Below are 22,227 nucleotides of genomic sequence, written 5' to 3'. Positions count from 1 at the left end.
AAAGATTATGGACAATCATCAGCAACCCGTTTGTTTTGCACAGCGCCTGTTGAGCTACCTGATTTGCGCCTTACTCGCCGGACAGCCTGTTATCCCGGCATTTGCCGCACCGACCCCCGCCAATGGTGCCACCGGAATTGACCAGGCCGGGAACGGGGTGCCGGTGGTGAACATCGCCACGCCCAACGGCGCGGGGATATCCCATAACCAGTATCAGGATTACAACGTCGGCAAAGAGGGCTTAATCCTCAACAATGCCACTGGCCAACTCAACCAGACGCAGCTTGGCGGGATTATCCAGAACAACCCGAACCTGAAAGCAGGCCAGGAAGCGCGTGGCATCATCAATGAAGTGACGGGCGCGAACCGCTCGCAGCTTCAGGGCTACACCGAAGTGGCAGGCAAAGCGGCCAACGTGATGGTCGCCAACCCTTACGGGATCACCTGTAATGGCTGCGGATTTATCAACACGCCGAACGCGACACTGACCACCGGGAAACCGGTACTGGATGCCAGCGGTAATCTGCAATCTCTTGATGTCACAAAAGGTTCTATCACCGTTGAAGGGAAAGGGCTGGATGCCAGTCAGTCTGATGCGTTGTCGATAATCTCGCGTGCCACGGAAATCAACGCGGACATTCATGCCAAAGATTTAACGGTCATTGCCGGAGCCAACCGCGTCACACCTGATGGACGCGCAACGGCAATTGCCGGTGAAGGCGCGGCACCGGCTGTTGCGGTGGACACCGGCGCGCTTGGCGGCATGTACGCCAACCGTATTCACCTGGTTTCCAGCGACAAAGGTGTCGGGGTGAACCTTGGCAACCTGAATGCCCGCCAGGGGGATATTACCCTTGATGCGAATGGCAAACTGACAGTTAAAAACAGCCTCGCCAGCGGTAGCCTGACGGCAAAAGGTGAGAGCGTTGCACTGAGCGGAGAACACAAAGCCAGCGGCGATATCCATGTTAGCGGGCAGGACGTTGCGCTTAACAGTGGCACCTTTGTCAGCGACAACAATATTGTCCTGAACAGTGATGGCAAGCTGAGCTTATCCAGTGCGACGTTGACTGCCGGAAACAATCTTAATCTCAAAGCACATGATTTAACTCAGGATGGCAGCAGCCGCGCTGACGCTGCGCGTGATATCGCGGCTGAAGTCGCCGGGTCGACGGATAACCAGGGCCAGCTGGTTGCCGGAAATAATGTCACTTTAAACAGCGGTGCGTTGTCCAACAGCGGCAATATTACCGCCAATGGTGCCGCACAACTTAACGCCAGCACGCTGAAAAATACCGGCACCGTACAAAGCCAGAAAAACATGGCGATAAACGCCGGTGCTCTGACCAATCAGGGCCAGATGCTGAGCGGCGGTGAGCTGGTTCTCGCCACGCAAACCCTCGAACAAAGCGGCACGCTGAGCGCCAAAGGCCGTGCCAGTATCAACGCGACCAACACGCTGAATAACGCGGCCAGCGGACAAATCCTCAGTGATGACGCGTTAACGGTTATCGCGGGGAATATTCAGCAAAATGGCACGCTGTCGGGCAAAAATGCGCTGACGGTGAAGGCTAATTCCCTGACCACCGCAAACGGCTCGTTGAGCACCAGCCAGGGCAATATTGCCCTGAATGCTGACGATGCCAATCTTGATGGCGAAGTTATCGCGAAGGGCGACCTTGCGGTGCAGGCTCAGCGACTCACCAGCCAACAAAATGCGCAGCTGCAAAGCGATGGTCAGCTTACGCTCAACACCACAGATGCCACGCTGAATGGCACACAAGCTGCCCGTGGCAATCTCGCTATCCGCGCAGATAACCTGTCACATAACGGTAAATCTAATGCCGCTGCTATCAATATTCATGCTGGCAACGTCAACAACAGCGGCTCCCTGGTGGCACCGGAACTCAGCCTCACCAGCCAGACTATCGTCAATACCGGCCTGCTGCAGGGCGACAGGGCATTAAGCCTCTCTGCGCAACTGCTGGATAACCAGGTTGGCGGCTATTTGTACAGTTCGCAAAACCTGGCGTTTAACATTCCCACCTTCACAAACGCCGGTACGCTCAGAACCGATTCCGCGTTGACGTTGAGCGGTAACCAGTTCAATAACAGCGGCGCGTTGATTGCTTCAGCGCTGACGTTGCAGGGTCTATCCCTGACCAACAGTGGACTGTTGCAGGGCACTCAGGCTCTGGATTTAGCCGTTGATAATCTGAATAACCTGGCGGGTGGCACGGTCTGGAGTACACAGGATTTTGTGCTGACGGTTCCGACACTGTTCAATGCCGGGCTTATCACGAGCGACGCCGGGTTGACGCTGAAGGGTAATCAGCTCACCAACAGTGGCGAAATTAACTCTGTGAATATGACGGCGGGCACGGCTCGCGTGACCAATAACGGGCGACTGCTGGCGCAAGAACACCTGCAATTCAAAGGATCAACCCTTGAAAACGGCGGGCAAGTTGCTGCCAAAAACCTGACGATTCAGAGCGATGAGCTCACTAACACCGGCGATCTTCAGGGTGATGCGGCGCTGGATCTCATGGTAAAAAACTTCAGCAACCAGGGCAATATTCTGACCGCGGGTGATTTCTCGCTGGACTCAGATTCCTTCGTGAACGCCGGAACATTGCAGGCAACAGCCATCGTGCTGAATCTCGCGAAGCAACTGACGAATACCCAGACTGGAGTGTTCAATGCAGCGACCACTTTCACGCTGACCACCCAGGAGCTCACTAACGCGGGCGTGATTACCGCCAGTGATTCGAATATTAACCTGTCGAAGCTGACCAACAGCGGCGCGTTGCAAGGGCTGAACCTGCTGACACTGACGACCCGCACCCTTGATAACCAGAATTCGGGTGTGCTTTTAAGCAACGGCAAACTGGTGTTGCGTGCCAGCAGCCTGACGAATGCGGGCCTGATGCAGGGGAAAAATCTGGATCTGGCGAGCGGCGAGTGGATCAACACTGGCAATGCGTTAAGCGAACTGGACGGCACCATCAGGGTGACGAATGACTTTAAAAACCAGGGAAAAATGCTGGGGAAACAAGGGCTGACAATCGACAGTGGCAGCCTTGAAAACAGCGGAATGCTGGTGGCAAACGTGCTTGCTTTCCGTGGCGATTTGATGAACAGCGGGTTGCTGCAAGGCAATCTTGATTTGAGCCTGAAGGGCGAGACGTTCACTAATCAAAACAACGGTCAACTGCTGAGCGGCGGCGCACTGGCAATTGATGGACAGACGGTGAATAACCAGGGCTTGATGCAGGGAAAAAATATCTCCCTGAATGCGCAAGACTGGCAAAACGGTGGTGTTGCGCAGGCGCAAAATAAACTGGATGCCATAACCCGTCACGCACTGATCAATAGCGGTACTTTAGTCAGCCAGCAGGATGCCAGCCTGACCGCAAACAGCATAGTCAACAGTGGCAAACTGGCGGCAAATAACCTCAGTGTTGAAACACAAAACCTCGATAACAACGGGCTGCTGCAAGGCAACAGCACGTTACAGCTTAAAACGCCGATCCTGATTAACCGCAGCAATGGGCAACTGGTGAGCGGCGGGGCACTCATTCTCGCCTTACAAAGCCTGAACAATGCCGGTTTGTTGCAGGTGAACGACCTGCTGACACTGACGGGCAATGAACTGAATAACAGCGGTGATATCGCGGCTAAAAACATGAACCTTGCGCTCAGCGGGCCGTTTATCAACCAGGCTGGCGGACGTTTACTGGCACAGAACGACGCGACACTGAACGGTAATCTCGAAAACGCAGGCCTGGTGGCGGCGAACGATTTGCTGCTTCACGGCGACTCGTTAAGCAATAGCGGCATTTTGCAGGGGAATTTGCTCTCGTTAACCCTGAACGACCTCACCAGCACCGGTTCGCTCATCGGCGTGAACGGCCTCACCGCTCACGTAAATGGCGACATGTTTAACGGCAGCAAAATCTGGAGTCAGAAGGCTGTCGCACTTAGCGCTGGCAATTTTAACAACAGTGGCAAAGTCATCGGGCAAAGCCTGGATTTAAATGCGACAAGCCTGGCGAATGACGGATTGTGGCAGGGCAGCGACTGGCTGAATGCGAACGCAGACGACATCACGACAGGCGCGAATGGCCGTGTTCTTACCGGTGGCATGCTGACTTTCAACGCGCAAAATCTTGCTACAGACGGTCTGCTGCAGGGCGGACAAAACCAGTTCAGCGCGAACAACTGGCGCAACGGTGGCACGGTCATTGCGACCAGCGGCCTGACTGCCAACGTGAATGACACGCTGACTAACAGCGGCGACATCCTCAGCAAAGGTCAGGCAACGATTCAGGCGCAAACCCTGAACAACAACGGGTCGCTGTTGAGCGAAGGCGATATGTCGCTGGCGGGCAGCACGCTCAATAACAACCACGCGATTCAGGGCAAAACCCTCACCGCTCAGCAGAATAAAATCAGCAATCAGGGCACACTTATCGGCCTGAATGCACTGACGTTTTCCGCAGCGGCGCTGGAACTGAACAACGACACGAATGGCCAGTTATTAACTCAGGGCGTGCTGAAAATTAATGGTGGCAATATCGTCAACAGCGGGATCTGGCAGGGGCAATACATCCTGCTGAACGCCAGCAATCTGAATAACAACGGCGCGATTCAAAGTGCCGACGACCTGAGTCTGACGCTTGCCGGCGACCTGAATTCTGGCGCGGGCAGCAAAATCACCGCCAGTGGCAATGCGGTATTACAGGCGCTGAACCTCGCCAATAGCGGGCAGTGGATCGCACAAAACCTGACGCTGCGCGGTACCACGCTGAATAACAACGGCGAGATTAGCGGTGTTAACGGGTTGACCGTGGCGCTCAACGGCGCGTTTACGCAGCAGCAAGACAAAACCCTGTTGACGGGCGGCGCACTGGCATTGAATGCCACTTCGGTGACTAACCTCGGGCGCATTCAGGGCAACAACACACACATCACCAGTGGCTCGCTGGATAACCAGGGGCGTATCCAGGGCAATGATGCGCTCACGCTTGTGCTCACCGGCAACCTGACTAACCGTGCGGCGGGCACCCTCCTCAGCCAGAACGAACTGACCATCACCACGGCGAATTTAATCAACTACGGCATTTTGCAGGGGGCGGGTTCCTCACGCATTGACGCGGCCAGCTCAGCGCAAAACGACGGCAAACTGCTGTTCGCAGGCGACCTGACGTTCAACACTGCAAGCCTGACCAATAACGGCTGGCTACAGGCAACCACGCTGCTACTCAACGCCGCAAACGCAACCAACAGTGGGACGTTGCTGGCAGACCAGCAGATGAGCATGAAGGGGAATAGCCTCAGCAATCAGGGCACCGTGCAGGCCGCGAACTTGATTTCTGACTATCAGGTGTTGACCAACAGCGGGACGTTGCTTGGCAACAACCAGCTCAATATCAACGCCAGTCAGGTCAATCTTCAGGCCGCAGGAAAACTCTTCAGCGGGGGTAATCTGGTACTGAGCAGCACCGGGTTCGATCAGCTTGGCCAGGTGGTGGCGCTCGGTCATTTAACCGTCGACCTGATAAATGCGTTTACCACGCGCAACGTGATGGCGGCGGGCAATGTGCTGACGCTGACCAGTATTGGTGACATCACTAACCAGAGCGTGATGCAGGGCCAGGGGCTGAACATTGGTGCGGGTGGCGTGCTGACCAACAATGGGCAACTCACCGCAGTCAGTGCTGCCAGCAACCTGAGCGGCAACCGTATCAATATGAATGCCACGGGTACGCTGCAATCCGGTGGCGACGTGGCCCTGACCAGCGCCAGCGAGATTATCCTCAACGGTTTCACCGGTACCAGCGGTAGCCTGACCGCGCAAGCCGCCGGCTCCCTGCTTAACACCGGGCTGCTGTATGCGGGCAACAATATGACCCTGCTGGCAAACAGCATCAAAAATACACGTGGCGATATTCTGGCGGGCAACAGCCTGGTGATGCAGAAGGACGCCAGTGGTGCGGTAAGCGCAGAAATCATCAATACGTCCGGGAATATTGAGACAACAAACGGCGATATCACCCTCAATACTGCGCACCTGCTGAATCAGCGCGACGGCCTGACAACATCCACCACCACAACACCTAATCCAGCACAAATCAGCGGGCTGGGTAATGCCACGATTACGCTCCCGTTGAGCCAGCTTCCGGTCGGGAGTTATTACGCAATCACCATTCCTGCGTGGGAAAGGTGTACCGGGGTGGCCAATACGCATTGCGTGACGGTGCCTGCGCAAACGACTTATTACATGAAACCTGAGTTTGCCACGCAGTACTTTGCAGCCAGCCAGACGGAAACAGTCGTTTCCGCCAGTGGAGGTGTGGCCGGAATACGCTCAGGCGGTAATCTGACGATTCACGCTGACCGACTGGATAACAATGCCAGCGTCATTCTCGGCGACGGAAACATTGACCTGACGGGCTCCACGCTGTCAAACCAGTCGTGGCAGGCAGGGACAGATACCGACTCCTGGGTTTATCAAAATGAGAACTCCAGCAGCGGCGACAAAATCGAATTCATCCTTAAAGGCAAAACAACCGAATCTACGCCCGGCGACATTTACCGCTCCGTCATTCAAGCTGGCGGCAATGTCACAGCCAACTTCACCACCGATATCAGCAACACCCTTTCTACGGCGAATACGGGTGGCATCAGCAACACGATTTCTGCGCCAACCCTGAATACGCTGAGCAACCAGAACATTGACAGCGGTGTTCAGAAACAAAGCCTCGCCAGCGCCGATAACCTTACGCCGGGTACGCCGCAGTGGCAGGATCAACTACAAAACGCTATCCAGCAAATCAACGGTGGCGGTAATCTGGATAACAGTTCGGCCGATCTTTCCTCCAGAGATTACGCAGCAGAAGGCAACGCCGGGCTGGGTTCACAAGGCGATCTCGCGGACCCTGCTATGCAAAATGCTGCGCTGGTGAAACCAGGTAGCAGTAGCCTGAACAATCATGCTGGCAAAGCGGTTGATACCAGCGCTTACCCATTGCCGAGCGGCCAGAATGGCTACTTCGTTGTTTCCACAGATCCTAACAGCCCGTATCTGATCACCACCAACCCGAAACTCGATGGTCTCGGCCAGCTTGATCCTTCGTTGTTTGGCGATCTCTACACCATGATGGGTATGAAACCGGGCGAAGCCCCGCGGGAAACCAGCAGCACTTATACCGATCAGAATAAATTCCTCGGTTCGTCTTACTTCCTGGATCGCCTGAACCTGCACCCGGAATACGACTACCGTTTCCTCGGTGATGCGGCGTTTGATACACGCTACGTCAGCAACTTCATGCTGAATCAGACGGGCAATCGCTACATCAATGGTATCGGATCAGATCTTGCGCAGATGCAGTATCTGATGGACAACGCGGCATTTGCACAGCAGTCGCTGGGGCTGGCATTCGGTATCGCGCTTACCCAGGCGCAAATCGCTTCACTTGATAAAAGTATTCTGTGGTGGGAAGCGACGACCATTAACGGCCAGAGGGTGATGGTGCCGAAAGTTTATCTCTCGCCAAAAGATGTGACGGTCAGTAACGGCAGCGTGATTTCCGGTAACAACGTCCAGCTGGCGGGCGGCAACATCACCAACAGCGGTAGTAGCATCACCGCGAAAAATAACCTGAGCATCGACAGCGGCAACAGCATCAGCAACCTCAACAACGGCCTGATTCATGCTGGCGGCAACCTGGGATTGAGCTCGCTGGGCGATATCAACAACATCGGCTCAACCATCAGTGGCAAAACCGTCCAGCTTGAAAGCCTCGACGGCAGCATCAACAACATCACGCAGACCAGCACCTGGAGTCTTGATGCCGGGGGTAAAAATGGCCATGTCGGGATAGTGGATACGACCGTGGGCAACATCGCGTCCATTACCTCACTCGATGCCCTGAGTCTGAGTGCTGGACAGAATATCAACATTACCGGGGCGAATGTGGCCGCGGGTGGCAATCTGCTGATGAATGCCTGGGGCGATATCGCAATAACGGCAAACCAGGTTACTCATGGCTATAGCCAGTCAGGCTTCCGCGGCACTGAGGCGACCAGTACTGAATCCGTGACGCAGCAGGGCAGCACCCTTTCGGCAGGTGGCAACCTGGGGATTCAGGCGGGCAAGGACTTAACCGTCGAAGCCAGTGCCGTCAACGCGGGCAACAATGTGACGCTGATAGCGGGTAATGACCTGAACCTGAATGCGGCGAAAACCAGCGAGTCTGCCAGCAAAGGTAAAGGCGAAAGCCATAGCACCGACAATGCGCGCACCACCATTACCGCAGGCGGCGACCTGGCGCTGGTTGCAGGCCAGGACATCAACAGCCAGGCGGCAGGGCTTGCCGCAGAAGGCAATGTGGCGATGCAGGCCGGGCGTGATGTGAACTTGATGGCGGCAGAAACCACCGAAGGCGGCAGCTATAAAGCGAAGAAAAAGGTCGAAATCAACGAGTCGGTACGCCAGGACCGCACGGAAATCGCCAGCGGCGGTAACACCACGATTGTCGCCGGACGTGATGTGAACAGTGAAGCAGCGCAGGTGCTGGCAAGCGGCGATATCGGTATTGGCGCAGGTCGTGACATCAATCTGGAAACCGCGACAGAAAGCGATTACCACTATAAAGAAGAGACCAAAACCAAAAAAGGATTCCTGAAGAAAACCACCACGCATACGGTGGAGGAAGACAGCGCGACGCGTGAAGCAGGCACCCTGTTGAGCGGGACTAATGTGTCGCTCTCGGCGGGTAACAACCTGCTGGTACAGGGTTCGGCTGTCGTGGGTGACGGGGATGTATCGCTCAGTGCGGGCAAAAATGTTGACATAGTGGCAGCGACGAATACGGATTCTACTTATCGCCTGAAGGAGCAGAAGAAGAGCGGCCTGATGGGCACTGGCGGTATTGGTATCACCGTCGGAACCAACAAATCCCGCCATGAAATGAATGATGAAGGTACCACCCAGAGTCAGAGTGCCAGCACGGTGGGGTCAACGGGCGGCAATGTCAGCATTAATGCCGGTGGCCAGGCGCATATCGGTGGCTCCGATTTAATTGCGGGGAAAGACCTGTCAATCACCGGCGACAGTGTGATTATCGACCCGGGTCATGACAAACGTACCCGCGATGAAAAATACGAGCAAAGCCAGAGCGGTCTGACACTGGCATTGTCTGGAATGGTGGGCAGTGCTGTTAACAGTGCAGTGTCATCTGCCCAGTCAGCGAAAGACGAAAGCGACGGACGCCTGGCGGCGCTGAAAGGTACCCAGGCGGTATTGTCTGGCGTACAGGCAAACCAGGCCGCCAGGATGGATACCGTCAAAGGTAGCGACACGGATAACACCAACACGGTCGGCATCACCCTGTCCTACGGTTCACAGTCGTCAAAATCGAAAACGCACAACGAACAGAATACTGCCAGTGGCTCGACACTGAACGCCGGAGATAACCTTTCGATCACCGCGACAGGTGGTGATATCAGTGTGGCGGGCAGCCAGATGAAGGCCGGTAAGGACGTTTGGCTTGATGCGGCACGGGATGTGAACCTGGTCTCGTCGCAGAACACCCAGTTGCTGGAAGGGAGTAACAAAAGCAGCGGCGGCAACGTGGGCATCGGTATTGGTGTCGGTTCGGGTGGCTGGGGGATCAACGTCTCCGCCAGCGGCAATAAGTCACACGGTAAAGAGAGCGGCAACGGCACGCAGCAGAACGAAACCACGGTGGATGCCGGACGCCAGGTGACGATACGCAGTGGTGAAGACACGACACTTGCCGGTGCACAGGTCAGCGGTAAAAAAGTGGTGGCGGATATTGGTGGTGACCTGACCATCAGCAGCCTGCAGGACAGTGACCGCTACGACAGCAAGCAGGACAGCATCAGCGGCGGGGCCAGTTTCTCCTTTGGCTCGATGAGTGGTTCAGCCAGCCTGAGTGTCAGTAAAGACAAGATGCACAGCAACTACGACTCCGTGGTTGAACAGAGCGGTATTTTTGCGGGTGATGGCGGGTTTGATATCACCGTCGGCAATCACACACAACTGGATGGCGCGGTTATTGCCAGCACGGGAGATAGCAGTAAAAACCACCTCGACACCGGGACACTGGGCTTCAGTGACATCGGTAACAAAGCGGAATATGACGTCAGCCACAGCGGTGGCAGTTTCAGCACGGGCGGAAGTATTGGTAGCCAGTTCGCAGGCAATATGGCGAACACACTGCTGGTGGGGGCTGGCGGCAATGGTGATGCGGAAGGCACCACGAAATCGGCGATAGCCGATGGCAGTATCACTATTCGCGACAAAGACAAACAGCAACAGGATGTGGCAGACCTGAGCCGCGACACTGCACATGCAAACGGCAGCATCAGCCCAATCTTCGATAAAGAGAAAGAGCAAAAGCGGCTGGAGATAGCGCAGACGCTGGGGGAAATCGGCAGCCAGGCGGGCGATATTGCGCGGACTGAGGGTGATATCTGGGCAATAAAAACGGGTAAGGCCGAACTGGCGCAGCGGATACCACCGGTAAAAGAGCCAGAAGCAGGTGCGACGAAAGAAGAATGGGCTGAGTACAACGCTAAACTCGCGAAGACAGACAGCTACATAGCTGCACAGAAAGAATGGGGGACCGGCAGCGCCATTCAGCAGGGTATCAGCGCGGCGACGATGGCGTTGCAGGGGCTGGCAGGCGGTGACCTGAAAGCGGCGATTGCGGGTGGGGCGGCACCATATCTGGCAGAGTGGGTGAAAAAAAGCACCACAGATGATGCGTCACGCGTCATCGCGCATGCCGTAGTCAACGCTGCTCTGGCTGCAGCCCAGGGTAAAAATGCCGCAGCCGGAGCAGCAGGTGCGGCGAGTGGTGAACTGGCGGGTATGATAGCCGTCAGCTTGTATGGACGGGATGCCGATAAACTGAATGAGTCCGAAAAGCAGACGGTATCAGCGCTGGCAAGCATAGCCGCAGGTCTGGCTGGCGGCCTGACCGGAGACAGTTCTGCTGATGCGATGACCGGGGCTATTGCAGGGAAGACGACGGTTGAGAATAACTCACTGAGTGGAGATAAAGCCCGTGAAACGGTGAAACAGGCCGCCGCCAGCATGAAAGACCAAGTGCGTGAAACGTTGGGTAACGGCACGCTCTCAGCCGTCGCTAACAGTATTATCGGCGCGGCAGCCGATTCCGGCGATGCGGTGCTGGGCGCTGCGGACTACGGTGCAGATGCAGCTATGGCACTGACGGCCTGCGCTGTTGGTGATCCTTACTGTAATAAAGCTTTGAGCGACCTGTCCGGGAAGAATCAAGCGGTAGCGGATACTCTGAAAGCACTAATGAGTAGCGATACCTGGTCAGCGGTTGCCGATACTGTTAAACAGGCATCCGAGGGAAATCAGCTTGCGCTGGAAGCGACAGGTGGGATGCTTGCCGGGATTATGTTGCCGGGCAAAAAACTGCCGGACAGTATTGTCGATACTGGAAAATTATCGGCTGAAAAAGAAGCACTAGAAAGAATCGGGCAAAATGCGAAAAATAGTTCAGATTTAAGTGTGAAGCCATCTGGAGCGGTATTACAGCAGCAATCAGTGAAGAAGATTGATGATCTTGCCACTCAATTTAATAATCCAGCAGTACATCCGAAGGACTTCCAGTTAAACATTAATGGAAAAACAATGGTTGCAGATCCACAGTTAAGTTTAGGTGCTCCTGTATTTAAAGGAGCTACTGACGCTGATGTTATGACTTACTTTAAGCAGCTTGCGGGATCAGAGGATATGCCATCAGCTAAGGTGATCCCTGGTAAAGGTACGGTGTATTCGGTAAAAGTCACAGAAGGGCCTTCTGCCGGTAGTACTCTGACATTGAGGGACTTTTCAACATCGGCACAACAAACCGGTGCTAAATGGACTATAGATTTAATGACTCCATCGATAAATGGTGGCAGAAGGGTGGAGGTTAAATTTAAATGATGAAAAATATCAATGACATATATTCATCCGTTATTAAAAGTTCTTATGGATTATCTATGGGGGCTATATGGCAGCATATCAGTGTTGAATGCGCTGAATTATCTGATAATTACTTGTTCAGAAAGGAAGTATTCTTTGTTTTTTTAACTCAATTATTAAATGAGAAGAAAATTAAGTTAGCTACAAATGGTATATTTTTATCTGGTACTGTTGAGCAACAAATACAGACATTACAGGCGGTTTGGCCACCCTATCCAAATGAAGATGAAAACGACGATTTAGATGAATATGGAATGTGGTTTTTGGTTAAGGCTCCTGCGGGAGTAGTGTGGTTAACCCCCGATGGTGGAGAGCTATGGACTTAAATGAATCCCAACCCTCGCGGTTGGGATTTTTTTATCTGTCAGCCGTCAGAACCACTTCCCGACTGGCGGCTTTTTAGCCGTGATCACCGCAATAAAATCAAGGATCTGCTGTTGCTTGCGGCCTGAGAGCTTACAGACCTTCTTCAGCATCTGCATAATCTCCGGCTCTGGCGGCGGGGCCGGTAATGGCTCCTGGGCGGTGAGCACCAGGCAACCGGGCATCACGCGGATCTTCAGTGGTGTACCGGTTGTAAACCCCGCATCTTCCAGCCAGTAGCCCTTCAGGGTAATCGTCGGTGCGGGTTCGTGGGTCTGCCAGTCGCGGATGTAACCCACGGTATAACGGCGTGTTTTTAGTTCTGTTGCTTCAGTTGTGACAACTTCTGACTTAGAATCGTGCTCAGCCATGATTAACTCCGTAATAGTTGGTTATGGTTAGCGGTGATTCAGTGCTCCAACACTGGATCATCGCGTCCTTTATGATTGCTAATCCTTCGCATTTCTTACACGTTGATTAACATCGTGTTTCAAAATCAGTGCTTCCAGTAGTACTTTTGTCACTGACTTTTCCTCCTGAGTGAACTGGTTAACTGCCAGAAATAACGAACGTAATTCATCATCAGGATTTTGTTCAACTTCCTCAAAAACCAGCACATCTGCACTGACTGATAACGCGAGAGATAAATTGCGGATTACCTCAAGCGTGGGCTGAACATCGTCTGATTCATAGCGGCGAATCATCGATATATGACAACTTGCTTTGTCCGCAAGTACAGCCTGCGTCAGCTTTCTGCCCTTACGTAAAGAGGCGAGACGTTTACCAAAGGTCATTTAATATACTCAGTAGTAAATTAGTTTTCGCATCTTAACGTCGATTTCTTATCAGGCATAAATACATTCCAAACAATACCATATGTGGTATTAAAATGAAGTCCTATATGGTTTTTTTTGAAGGGGATTAACGAGCGAAATGGTAGATGCAGTTACATGTAATTGTTAAGCGAACGAGTAATAACTGACTAATAAATAAAACAAATAATAGATGTGTCAGACTTGGTAGTCGCTAAACTTCCACGATTGCAGCTCCACGATCCCTGCAGGCGGTAGCATTGCTGTTTTCCCATCGTATTGACCAGCGCATAAATAGCCGCACTCGTCCGCCAGAACAGCATCAGCAATCTCGAAACCGCCACCGAAAGCGATTACCACTTCAAAGAAGAGACCAAAACCAAAAAAGGGTTCCTGAACAAAACCACCACGCACACCATTGAGGAAGATTACGCCACCTACGAAAAAGGCATTGCACTGAGCGGAAATAACGTCTCGTTCTCAGCGGGTAACGACCTGAACGTGAAAGGTTCTGGTGTCGTGGGTGATGGCTCGGTAACCCTCCAGGCAGGAAATGATGTCAACATCCTGGCAGCCACAGATGAACAGTCGACATATCGTTTCAAGGAAAAGAAAACCAGTGGTCTGATGGGGACGGGCGGGTTGGGTGTCACTATTGGCAGCAAATCTTCCCTCCATGAACGGAATGAAGACGGTACCACCCAGAGCCAGAGTGTCAGCACTATTGGCTCCACAGGCGGTAACGTCAGCATTATTGCCGGTAACACAGCACATATCAGCGGTGCGGATGTGGTGGCGGGTAAAAATCTCAATGTGGCAGCAGGCGAGATTATTGTCGATGCCGGTAATGACCAGCAGCGCCGTAAAGAACGTTATGAACAGAAGCAAAGTGGGGTGACGGTGTCGGTTTCATCGGCCGTGACCGATGCCGTGATGGCTGCCAACGATACCTTCAAACGCGGTGAAGAGGTCAGTGATGACCGCCTTAAAGCGTTGTATGCAGTTAAAACAGCAGAAAATGCGTGGGCCGCAGGCTCTGGCGCTTCCTCAATAGCAGGGGGGGCTGCGCAGGGCAATGTGAACGCAGTGAAAGTGGAAGTCAGCGTCGGATCCAGCAAAAGTCAATTTGAGTCCGAATCGACACAGAATCAGGTGCGGGGCAGCACACTCACGGCTGGGGGCGATGTCACCATGGTGGCGACCGGCGGGAAAGGTACCAGCGGCGACCTGCATATCAGCGGCAGTGGTGTGACGGGTCATAACGTCACGCTGGTTGCGCAGAATGACCTGACCCTGGACGCTGCGACCAACAACAGCGAGCAGACCAGCAAAAATAATAGCAGTGGCTGGAATGCCGGGGTACATGTCTCGCTGGGACAGGAAACCGGGATAGGTGTGTCAGCCAGTGGTTTTCAGTCGAAAGGCAGCGCAGACGGTAAAACCACCGAATATATCAACAGCCGGGTGAATGCCAGCAATGAGCTGAGCATGAGCAGCGGGCGGGACACGATAATTTCCGGTGCGCAGGCTCTGGGCGACAAAATCACAGCCGATGTGGGGCGTGATTTAACCATCAGCAGTCTGCAGGATACGGACGAGTATCACAGCCGACAGAAAGATGTGAGCGGCGGAGCCAGTTTCACCTTTGGTTCGATGACCGGCTCGGCCAGCCTGAATATCAACCAGAGCAAAACTGACAGTGAATACGCCAGCGTCGGCGAGCAGAGCGGGTTATTTGCCGGGGACAAAGGATTAGATATTACCGTCGGCAAACACACGCAGCTGGATGGTGCGGTGATTGCCAGCACGGCGGAAGCCAGCAAAAACAGCCTCGACACCGGGACGCTGGGCTGGAGCAGCCTCGACAACCACGCTGAATACAGTGCCAGCAGCAAGGGCATCAGCGCGGGCGGAGCGACAGGTCAGGACAGCCATGGCGGGCAGATGTTCAGCGGGGGTGGCGTCCCTCATATTGGTATCGGAGCCAGCGATAATGCTTCGGGCATCACGCAGTCAGCCATTGCGGCAGGCACTATTACCATCCGTGATAAGGAACACCAGCAGCAGGATGTGGCGGACCTGAGCCGCGATACGGATAACGCCAATGGTCATATCGATAAAATCTTCGATAAGGAAAAAATCGAGGAGCAGCAGGAGCTGGCGGCGGTGTTCGGGCAGATGGCGAACCAGTATGCCGGTGACCTGGGTGCAGCGATGGGCTGGGCGGCAGATGGCCCGGAGAAAGCGGCTATCCATGGAGTGATAGGTGCGATACAGGCGAGCTTCGGCGGCGGCAATGCGCTGGCGGGTGGCCTGGCGGGAATGGGCAGCGAGGCCCTGGGGCAATTTGTTGATGACTACCTGAGCAGCAATACTCAACTGGGTGTGAATGAAAAAGCGGCGATAACCCAGTGGGCAGCGGCGCTGGGTGGCGCAGCGGTTGGCGGTGTGACGGGGGGCAGTAACGGTGCCATGTCGGGTGCGGCGACGGCGCTGGATTCGGTGCGTTATAACTACCTGGACCATAAAGAAGCTGAGCGCAAAAAGCAGGTAGAACATCAGTTAGCAAACGGCGAGCTGAACCCGGAAGAACGACAGGTACTCCAGCAGGAGCTGGCAGATATCAATGCCACGGATAAAGCGCGTGATGCGTTAATCGGTGATATCTGTACGCAGGGTAATAAAAGCAGCGCAGCCTGTACGCAACTGGTGATAAAGGCGCAGACGGCGCTGGACAGTTACGGTGGTGCAGCGACATATAACCTGTCGTACAAAGATATTTTCCCGAAAGACTACGCGAATGCCGCTGCTATCATGGAAGGGCTGGATGCGGGGAATATCACGCGTGATGCGGCGATTAGCGGTATAGCGCAGAGCACCGGTAAACCGTGGGCAGAAGTTGAAAAAGCCTATGACGATGCGATGCAGTTGCACGGTATCGTGAGTATCATTGCGGGCTACAAAGTGGCTGGTGATGAGTCGGCTCAGGGTGGTAAGGGCAGCGTTAAGCCTGATGCGGCAAAAGGGACGACTGCTGGAAATAAAATTTCGTATGTTGAAGAACCGCCTTATAACCCGGCAGGCACTGGCGGGGCAGCTCAACCATGGTCGACTAAAGGCCGTATAAAATATGTTGAGCTTCCAACGAGTGGAAAAATTCGTTATGTACCGCCTGAAGATTATTCGGCGTCACAACCGTTACCAAGAGGGCCAAATAATGGGTATTTCGATAAGTTTGGTAATGAATGGGTGAAAGGTCCATCCCGCACAGCTGGTCAGGCATTTGAATGGGATGTTCAGTTATCTCGGACAGGCAAGGCGCAGTTAGGCTGGGCAACTCGTGATGGTTCCCACCTAAATATCTCGCTTGATGGGAAAATTACACATAAATGATGAATATGAAAATTGATTTCTACCAAGAGGTTCAGGTTGTTCCTGATGCGAAAAACAGTAAATATGTTGGCCGTAAAGGTGTTGTTTTGGGGATCAGTGAAGAGGATGGGGTTATCTATGGATACGCAGTGATCCTTCATGATAAAGAAAATACAGTTTATTTTGAAAAAGATGATCTCGTGCCTACTGGCGTCGTTTTTAAAAGAGAAGATTTCTACTAATCAAAGAAGATCCCGGCCAGCAAGCCGGGATCGTTCTATCTGCTACTCAACCACAGGCCGGATAACCAATTGCCCCTGCTCCACAGCGACAATAACCGGCGTATCCGTCCCAAACCCCGCCTCTTTTAGCCAGTCGCCCTTCAGGTGCAGGCTGGGGTGGCGTCTGTAAAAACGGCTCATATGGATTCTGTGGCCTTCTTAGCGAAACAGCATCATGTTCTTTAACAACATTATAGAAAACGACTAGTTAATCGAGAAACCAATCTGATTATCCTCAGCGTACCAGCACTTGCAGATCTTAATAAAAACCGTATTGCCGATAACAAGTTACGCGAGGTCACGCCGACGCATGCCACGATGGGGATGGGAATTGCTGTGTTAGGGGCGCTTACGGGAAATATCAATAGCGGTGATTTTGATAAAGAGAACTACAAAGGTAATACTATCGATGCGTTGATCAATCCAACGGATGCCTGGTTTACGCCGAAAGCGAAGCAGAATATCAGCCAGTGGCTGGCGGACAATGGTAATGGGTATACTTACAAGAATCCGCTTTATATTGGTCATGCAACATGGGCACTGATTTATAAAGATGTGGCGGCGACCGATCCGGCCTATCAACTGAAATACAAACTGATTTTTTATAAGCGCCCTGAAGATGGCAATATGTTTTCCGCCTTTACTGTAGCGGAATGCTCTCCAGCGCCTGTAGAAGCGAAGCTATCGGATTGGCGAGCCAATAATTATGCTCGCGTCACTGCCGAGACAGAAAAGTATATGAGCAGTTGTTTGCTTGAGCTTAATAATCAGTTACCGCGCTTGCTTAAGAAATAAATCATCTAATCATATTTTAAAAGGGGAGCTAGCTTCCCTTTTGAGCTAGTACATAAATTTATCCTTGCTATCCGTAAGCGTCAATTTAGTGCCGTATTTTGCCAACAGACCCGTCCTGCTAACTTAGACGTGCGCCTGTACAAACGGGCATCTAACCATGACATCTCAAACCTGGCGTTCCGACCCGCGAAAAGTCCTTCTGCGCCTTCTTTTTCACTATCCCTCTAATCCAAATAACTCATTGATTGATCCCCCTAAAGCTTCAGATAGATCAGCCAATAATGAAACTGATAATCTCAGATTTCATTCTCATAATGCGGTATGGCCTGTTGAGCTAACCCTAATTGTGTTGCCAGTTGTTTTGGGTCAAACATTCCCCCATCATTTAGAAAGAACGTATTTATAAAATCATTAAGATATTGCCTTAATAATTGAACTCCCATTCCTACACATGTAGTCAAAATATGATCTAAATCATTTTTTGGCACTATCGACTCTGACTGTAAATATTTAATAACACCCAAATCAGATATGTTAGAATTTAACCCGCTCCAGATTCATCTCGAAAAATAATAATATAACAACCACATCTGTTCTTCCGGCTTAAATATTATTCCTTTTTACATCAGGATTGACTCACGCAATGAACGCGATAATCGTTGACGATCACCCATTGGCGCGGATTGCTATACGCAACTTGCTCGATACCAACGGCATCACCGTCACCACTGAACTCGACAGTGGCGAGCATGTGGTGCAAACCGTAGAGAAACTCAAACCGGAACTGCTGATCATCGATGTAGACATTCCCGGTCTTAGCGGTATCGAAGTGCTGGAGCAACTCCGCAAACGCCACTACGTCGGTATTATTATTATCATCTCTGCCAAAAATGAGTTGTTCTACGGCAAGCGCAGTGCCGAATACGGCGCGAATGGTTTTGTTAGTAAAAAAGAGGGGATGAATAATATTCTGGCGGCTATTGAAGCGGCAAAAAATGGTTATAGCTATTTTCCTTTCTCTGTTGAGCGTTTTAGCGGTGTGACCCTCACTGAACAAGATAAACTGGATACTTTATCGACTCAGGAAATGAAGGTTTTACGCTACATTCTCAACGGCATTGATTACACCACTATTGCCCACAAAATGAATATCAGTAATAAAACGGTAAGTACTTATAAAACCCGTTTAATGGAAAAGTTAGATTGCTCATCATTAATGGAACTCTATGATTATGCGCAAAGAAATAAAATTGGCTAATAAGATGCAGTCTCGTTGGTTTATTTATTTGATGATGTTTTTTTGCCTGAGTAGTTTTTCTTCTTCTGGCGCCACACAGGTTATTGAGCTTAAAAGTAATTACCAGCCTGCGGTGCTGGATATTCGGTTAAGTACAGAAGACAGGTTATGGCTCGAGCGCAAAAAAACGCTGACTGTCGGCACCTGGTTGCCGGAAGTTTCCCCTATTGATTATGAAAGTACTGGGGGGATATATCAGGGTGTTAATGCCGATTACCTGGCTCTTCTGCAGAAAAATCTGCATATTAAAATTATTATTAAACAATATGATAGCGAGAAAGAGGCTCTTGCGGCACTGTCGAAAAACGAAGTCGATACGCTGCTGACTCAGTTAACTGCCCACAAAGAAACGCCGAGTTCTTTGCTGACAACGTCTGCGTTGATCAAAACCTGGCCGACACTGGTGACGTCACTTAAAAACACTTTGCTGCCGCTAAAAACCAGCAAAGAGGTGACTGTTGCTTGCGTGCGCGATTGCTCGTTTGCCGATGTTGTTAAGGTGGCGTTCCCGAATGCCAGAATGACTTATTACGATAATGACTACCAGGCGATGTCATCGGTGGTGTCCGGTAAAAACCAATATTTTATTGGTAATAACGTGACTACCGGGAATTGTATTTCTAAATACTTTTCACAATCGCTGGTGATTACCCACTATTTTAACAAGCAAGAACAATACAATTACTTTATTACCAGCAACCGTCAGCCGCTGTTGCGAAATATCCTTGAACGTTTTATTGCCTCAATCAGCAATGAAACCCATATGCGGATGATGCAGAACTGGCTAAACCGCGGCAATCTTTCCTATCTGAATTCACCTGGCCCATTTAGCCAGGAAGAGCAAAACTGGCTGGAGAAGCACCGCACTGTCAAAGTGCTCATTAATCCCAACTATCCACCGTTTACGCTGATCGACAAGGAAGGCGAGTTACGCGGAATCATGGCTGATTTACTCAATATTATTCAGCTGCAAACCGGTCTTGAATTTCAGCCGGTGATGATGAGTTCCGACCCAAAAAAGGCACCAGAGCAGTGGGACATGATCCCCGCCACCACGCTGAATAATACGCCGCAGAACACCTCGCTTAGCGATCAGTTGATGAGCCTCTCGTTCGTTATTGTCACCGCGCATCACGAAAATGCTGACCGCTTGCTGACCAAACCACTGCGCATTGCCGTAGCGCTGGGGGATGTTTTGGTTGCTGATTTACATCAGCGATACCCGCTGGCGACTCTGGTTGAAACGGAAAATGTCGGTGAGGCAATGAAAATGGTCGAGGAGGGTAAGGTCGATGCGGCGATTACCACCGAGCTATCCGCCCGTTACATGATTGACCATTATTACCCGCAAAACATGTACTACATGCGCCTGCCGGGGATGCCGAGCGGTTCGCTGAGTTTTGCGATAGCCTCCGATGAACCCGAACTGAAGTCGATTATCAGTCAGTCGCTGCAAGCGATTCCTCCGCGCGACATTCTGCAAATGACGGAAAAGTGGTCGAAAATTTCCAGCGTACAGAAAGATACCTGGAACCTGTACAGCAAGCAGTTCTATCAACTGGTGGTCTTCGCGATGGTGCTGATAGCCATTAGCCTTGGCTGGGGGCTGTCGCTGTCGCGTGAAGTGCGCAAAAGAAAACAGTCGCAACGGCAACTCGAAGAAGAATTGCAGCTTAAAGAGACGCTCTCCCATGAGCTGGAGGCCGAGAAAGATAAAGCGATTCAGGCCACTAAAGCGAAAAGCCGTTTCCTGGCGAGTATGAGCCATGAGCTGCGTACCCCGGTGAGTTCGATTGTGGGCTTTTTAGAATTGCTGTCGAGCTCGGATCTCAACGCCAGTCAACGCAAAGAAGCGATAGCACTGGCAGGGGCAACTGCACAATCGCTGCTGGGGTTGATCGGCAAGATTCTTGATGTCGATAAAATTGAGTCTGGTAAATACCAGATAGCACCGCAATGGACTGATTTATCACAGCTTATCAATCTACAGTGCCACTCATTTGACGCGCTGGCCAGGCAGAAAGGTGTTGAGTTGCGTTGTATCAGCCATCTGGCGGCGGACGCTCAGGTGCTGATTGATCCACAAGCCTGGCGGCAAATTCTCACCAATCTGGTCGGCAACGCGCTGAAGTTTACCGAAAAAGGGCATATTGAGGTCTTATCCCGTCTGACAGAAGTTGAGGATAAGCATGGGACTCTGGTGGTGACGGTCAGCGACACCGGATGCGGGATTAGTGCCGAAGAGCAGGAGACACTATTCCACCGTTACGTTCAGGCAGGCCAGGGGCGTAAACAGACAGGCTCCGGGCTGGGGCTGGTTATCTGCAAAGAGCTGGTGACGCTGATGGGCGGCACGCTGGAACTCAGTAGCCAGCAGTCGCAGGGCACCACTTTCACGATTACGTTGCTGGTTGAAACTGCACAGAAGAGGCTTACGCCGACCCATAACACCCCGGCCGCATTGTCGCCATTACCGCGTTTGTCGATTCTGATTGCGGACGATAACCCGACGAATCGCCTGCTGTTAAAACGCCAGCTGAATGCCATTGGTTACAACGTGGATGAAGCCTGCGACGGTGAGGAGGCGGAAGCGAAAATCGCCAATAACGCGTACGATTTGTTGATAACTGACCTGAACATGCCAAAAAAAGATGGGCTGGCGCTGACGGCATCTTTGCGTCGCCAGAATATGCGGCTGCAAATCTGGGGGCTGACCGCCAGTGCGCTTTCGCAATCACGCGATCAATGCCTGCAAAGCGGTATGAATCAGTGCCTGTTTAAACCGGTTTCGATTCAGACGCTGACTCACGAGTTGAGCAAACTCGATAGCGGGCGCACATCGCTGTGTACTACACGACATTTGAAGCTGAGCATTCTGACCGAGAATACTGGGGGTGACAGGAAGTTGATGAACGAGATTCTGGAAACCTTCCGCGAAGCTTCAGCCAATGATTTACAGGTCGCAGTGCGTTCAATAGAGCAGGATGAACCGCAAATGTTTTTGCATGCGTTGCATCGTTTGCATGGTTCGGCACAGATTCTGGAAATCACCGCCCTTCAGGCGTTGTGTGAACCTTTCGAATCACGTCGTCATAGTTCGTTACCACTTGAGGAGCGCCAGCAAACGTTAGAAAAAATTACGGCAGTCATGCGGGAAATTGACGTGGAGATTGATAGTTTGATAAGCCACTAAAAATGGTGGATGACGCTGGCGCTTATCCCCCTACGAAACCGGAACTGGAACCGAAATCGTAGGTCAGATAAGCGCAGCGT

The 22,227-nt window shown here is 52.1% G+C and carries 9 protein-coding genes and 2 pseudogenes; 7 read left to right on the top strand and 4 right to left on the bottom strand.

Annotated features, from left to right (window positions below; translation table 11 throughout):
* Positions 1-7: 7 nt before the first annotated feature.
* On the top strand, positions 8-11,995 hold the full coding sequence (locus tag MNO13_RS22490) for a hemagglutinin repeat-containing protein (RefSeq protein WP_277881124.1): 11,988 nt from the start codon (positions 8-10) through the stop codon (positions 11,993-11,995).
* Positions 11,992-12,360: a DUF596 domain-containing protein gene (locus MNO13_RS22485; protein ID WP_241939331.1), complete on the top strand. Its 369-nt coding sequence runs from the start codon at positions 11,992-11,994 to the stop codon at positions 12,358-12,360. The genes MNO13_RS22490 and MNO13_RS22485 overlap by 4 nt, the downstream gene beginning before the upstream one ends.
* Positions 12,361-12,405: 45 nt before the next feature.
* On the opposite strand, the gene MNO13_RS22480 is transcribed toward MNO13_RS22485, so the two are convergent.
* Together MNO13_RS22480 and MNO13_RS22475 are read right to left on the bottom strand one after the other, a co-directional pair.
* Entirely contained in the window at positions 12,406-12,768 is a 363-nt protein-coding gene (locus tag MNO13_RS22480; protein ID WP_241939330.1) for a SymE family type I addiction module toxin, read from the bottom strand.
* Positions 12,769-12,846: 78 nt separating this feature from the next.
* The gene (locus MNO13_RS22475; protein WP_064541016.1) at positions 12,847-13,191 is read right to left on the bottom strand and encodes a helix-turn-helix domain-containing protein; all 345 of its coding nucleotides are present in this window, start codon (positions 13,189-13,191) and stop codon (positions 12,847-12,849) included.
* A gap of 345 nt (positions 13,192-13,536) precedes the next feature.
* On the opposite strand from MNO13_RS22475, the pseudogene MNO13_RS22470 reads away from it, so the two are divergent.
* Positions 13,537-16,602: pseudogene (locus MNO13_RS22470) on the top strand (hemagglutinin repeat-containing protein); the annotation flags it as partial.
* 5 nt (positions 16,603-16,607) lie between these two features.
* Positions 16,608-16,823: an Imm31 family immunity protein gene (locus MNO13_RS22460; RefSeq protein WP_208111332.1), complete on the top strand. Its 216-nt coding sequence runs from the start codon at positions 16,608-16,610 to the stop codon at positions 16,821-16,823.
* A gap of 42 nt (positions 16,824-16,865) precedes the next feature.
* Here the strand turns inward: MNO13_RS22460 and MNO13_RS22455 are convergent.
* A pseudogene (locus tag MNO13_RS22455) lies at positions 16,866-17,003 on the bottom strand (SymE family type I addiction module toxin); the annotation flags it as partial.
* 195 nt (positions 17,004-17,198) lie between these two features.
* Between MNO13_RS22455 and MNO13_RS22450 the strand changes: the two are divergent.
* A complete protein-coding gene (locus tag MNO13_RS22450) occupies positions 17,199-17,657 on the top strand; it encodes a hypothetical protein (protein ID WP_241939329.1) in 459 nt (152 codons plus the stop codon).
* 296 nt (positions 17,658-17,953) lie between these two features.
* Here the strand turns inward: MNO13_RS22450 and MNO13_RS22445 are convergent, their stop codons facing one another.
* Positions 17,954-18,145: a hypothetical protein gene (locus MNO13_RS22445; protein WP_241939328.1), complete on the bottom strand. Its 192-nt coding sequence runs from the start codon at positions 18,143-18,145 to the stop codon at positions 17,954-17,956.
* A 155-nt stretch (positions 18,146-18,300) separates the two neighbouring features.
* Here MNO13_RS22445 and evgA point away from each other — a divergent pair, with 155 nt between their 5' ends.
* Both evgA and MNO13_RS22435 read left to right on the top strand, forming a co-directional pair.
* Positions 18,301-18,915 (top strand): acid-sensing system DNA-binding response regulator EvgA, encoded by a 615-nt coding sequence (evgA, locus tag MNO13_RS22440; RefSeq protein WP_064540988.1) that lies wholly within the window; start codon positions 18,301-18,303, stop codon positions 18,913-18,915.
* A gap of 4 nt (positions 18,916-18,919) precedes the next feature.
* The gene (locus MNO13_RS22435; protein ID WP_241940096.1) at positions 18,920-22,147 is read left to right on the top strand and encodes an ATP-binding protein; all 3,228 of its coding nucleotides are present in this window, start codon (positions 18,920-18,922) and stop codon (positions 22,145-22,147) included.
* Positions 22,148-22,227 lie beyond the last annotated feature (80 nt).

Origin of the sequence: Buttiauxella ferragutiae (assembly GCF_022637515.1) — a bacterium.
In the GTDB taxonomy this organism is placed as follows: domain Bacteria; phylum Pseudomonadota; class Gammaproteobacteria; order Enterobacterales; family Enterobacteriaceae; genus Buttiauxella; species Buttiauxella ferragutiae.
The sequence above is the reverse complement of the archived record's forward strand: the minus strand, read 5'-3'. Positions and strand labels throughout refer to the sequence as shown.

Excerpts from the sequence above, each read along its gene's own strand:
- MNO13_RS22490 (WP_277881124.1), top strand. The coding sequence starts at position 8 with ATGGACAATCATCAGCAACCCGTTTGTTTTGCACAGCGCCTGTTGAGC.
- MNO13_RS22485 (WP_241939331.1), top strand. The coding sequence starts at position 11,992 with ATGATGAAAAATATCAATGACATATATTCATCCGTTATTAAAAGTTCT.
- MNO13_RS22480 (WP_241939330.1), bottom strand. The coding sequence starts at position 12,768 with ATGGCTGAGCACGATTCTAAGTCAGAAGTTGTCACAACTGAAGCAACA.
- MNO13_RS22475 (WP_064541016.1), bottom strand. The coding sequence starts at position 13,191 with ATGACCTTTGGTAAACGTCTCGCCTCTTTACGTAAGGGCAGAAAGCTG.
- MNO13_RS22460 (WP_208111332.1), top strand. The coding sequence starts at position 16,608 with ATGAAAATTGATTTCTACCAAGAGGTTCAGGTTGTTCCTGATGCGAAA.
- evgA (WP_064540988.1), top strand. The coding sequence starts at position 18,301 with ATGAACGCGATAATCGTTGACGATCACCCATTGGCGCGGATTGCTATA.
- MNO13_RS22435 (WP_241940096.1), top strand. The coding sequence starts at position 18,920 with ATGCAGTCTCGTTGGTTTATTTATTTGATGATGTTTTTTTGCCTGAGT.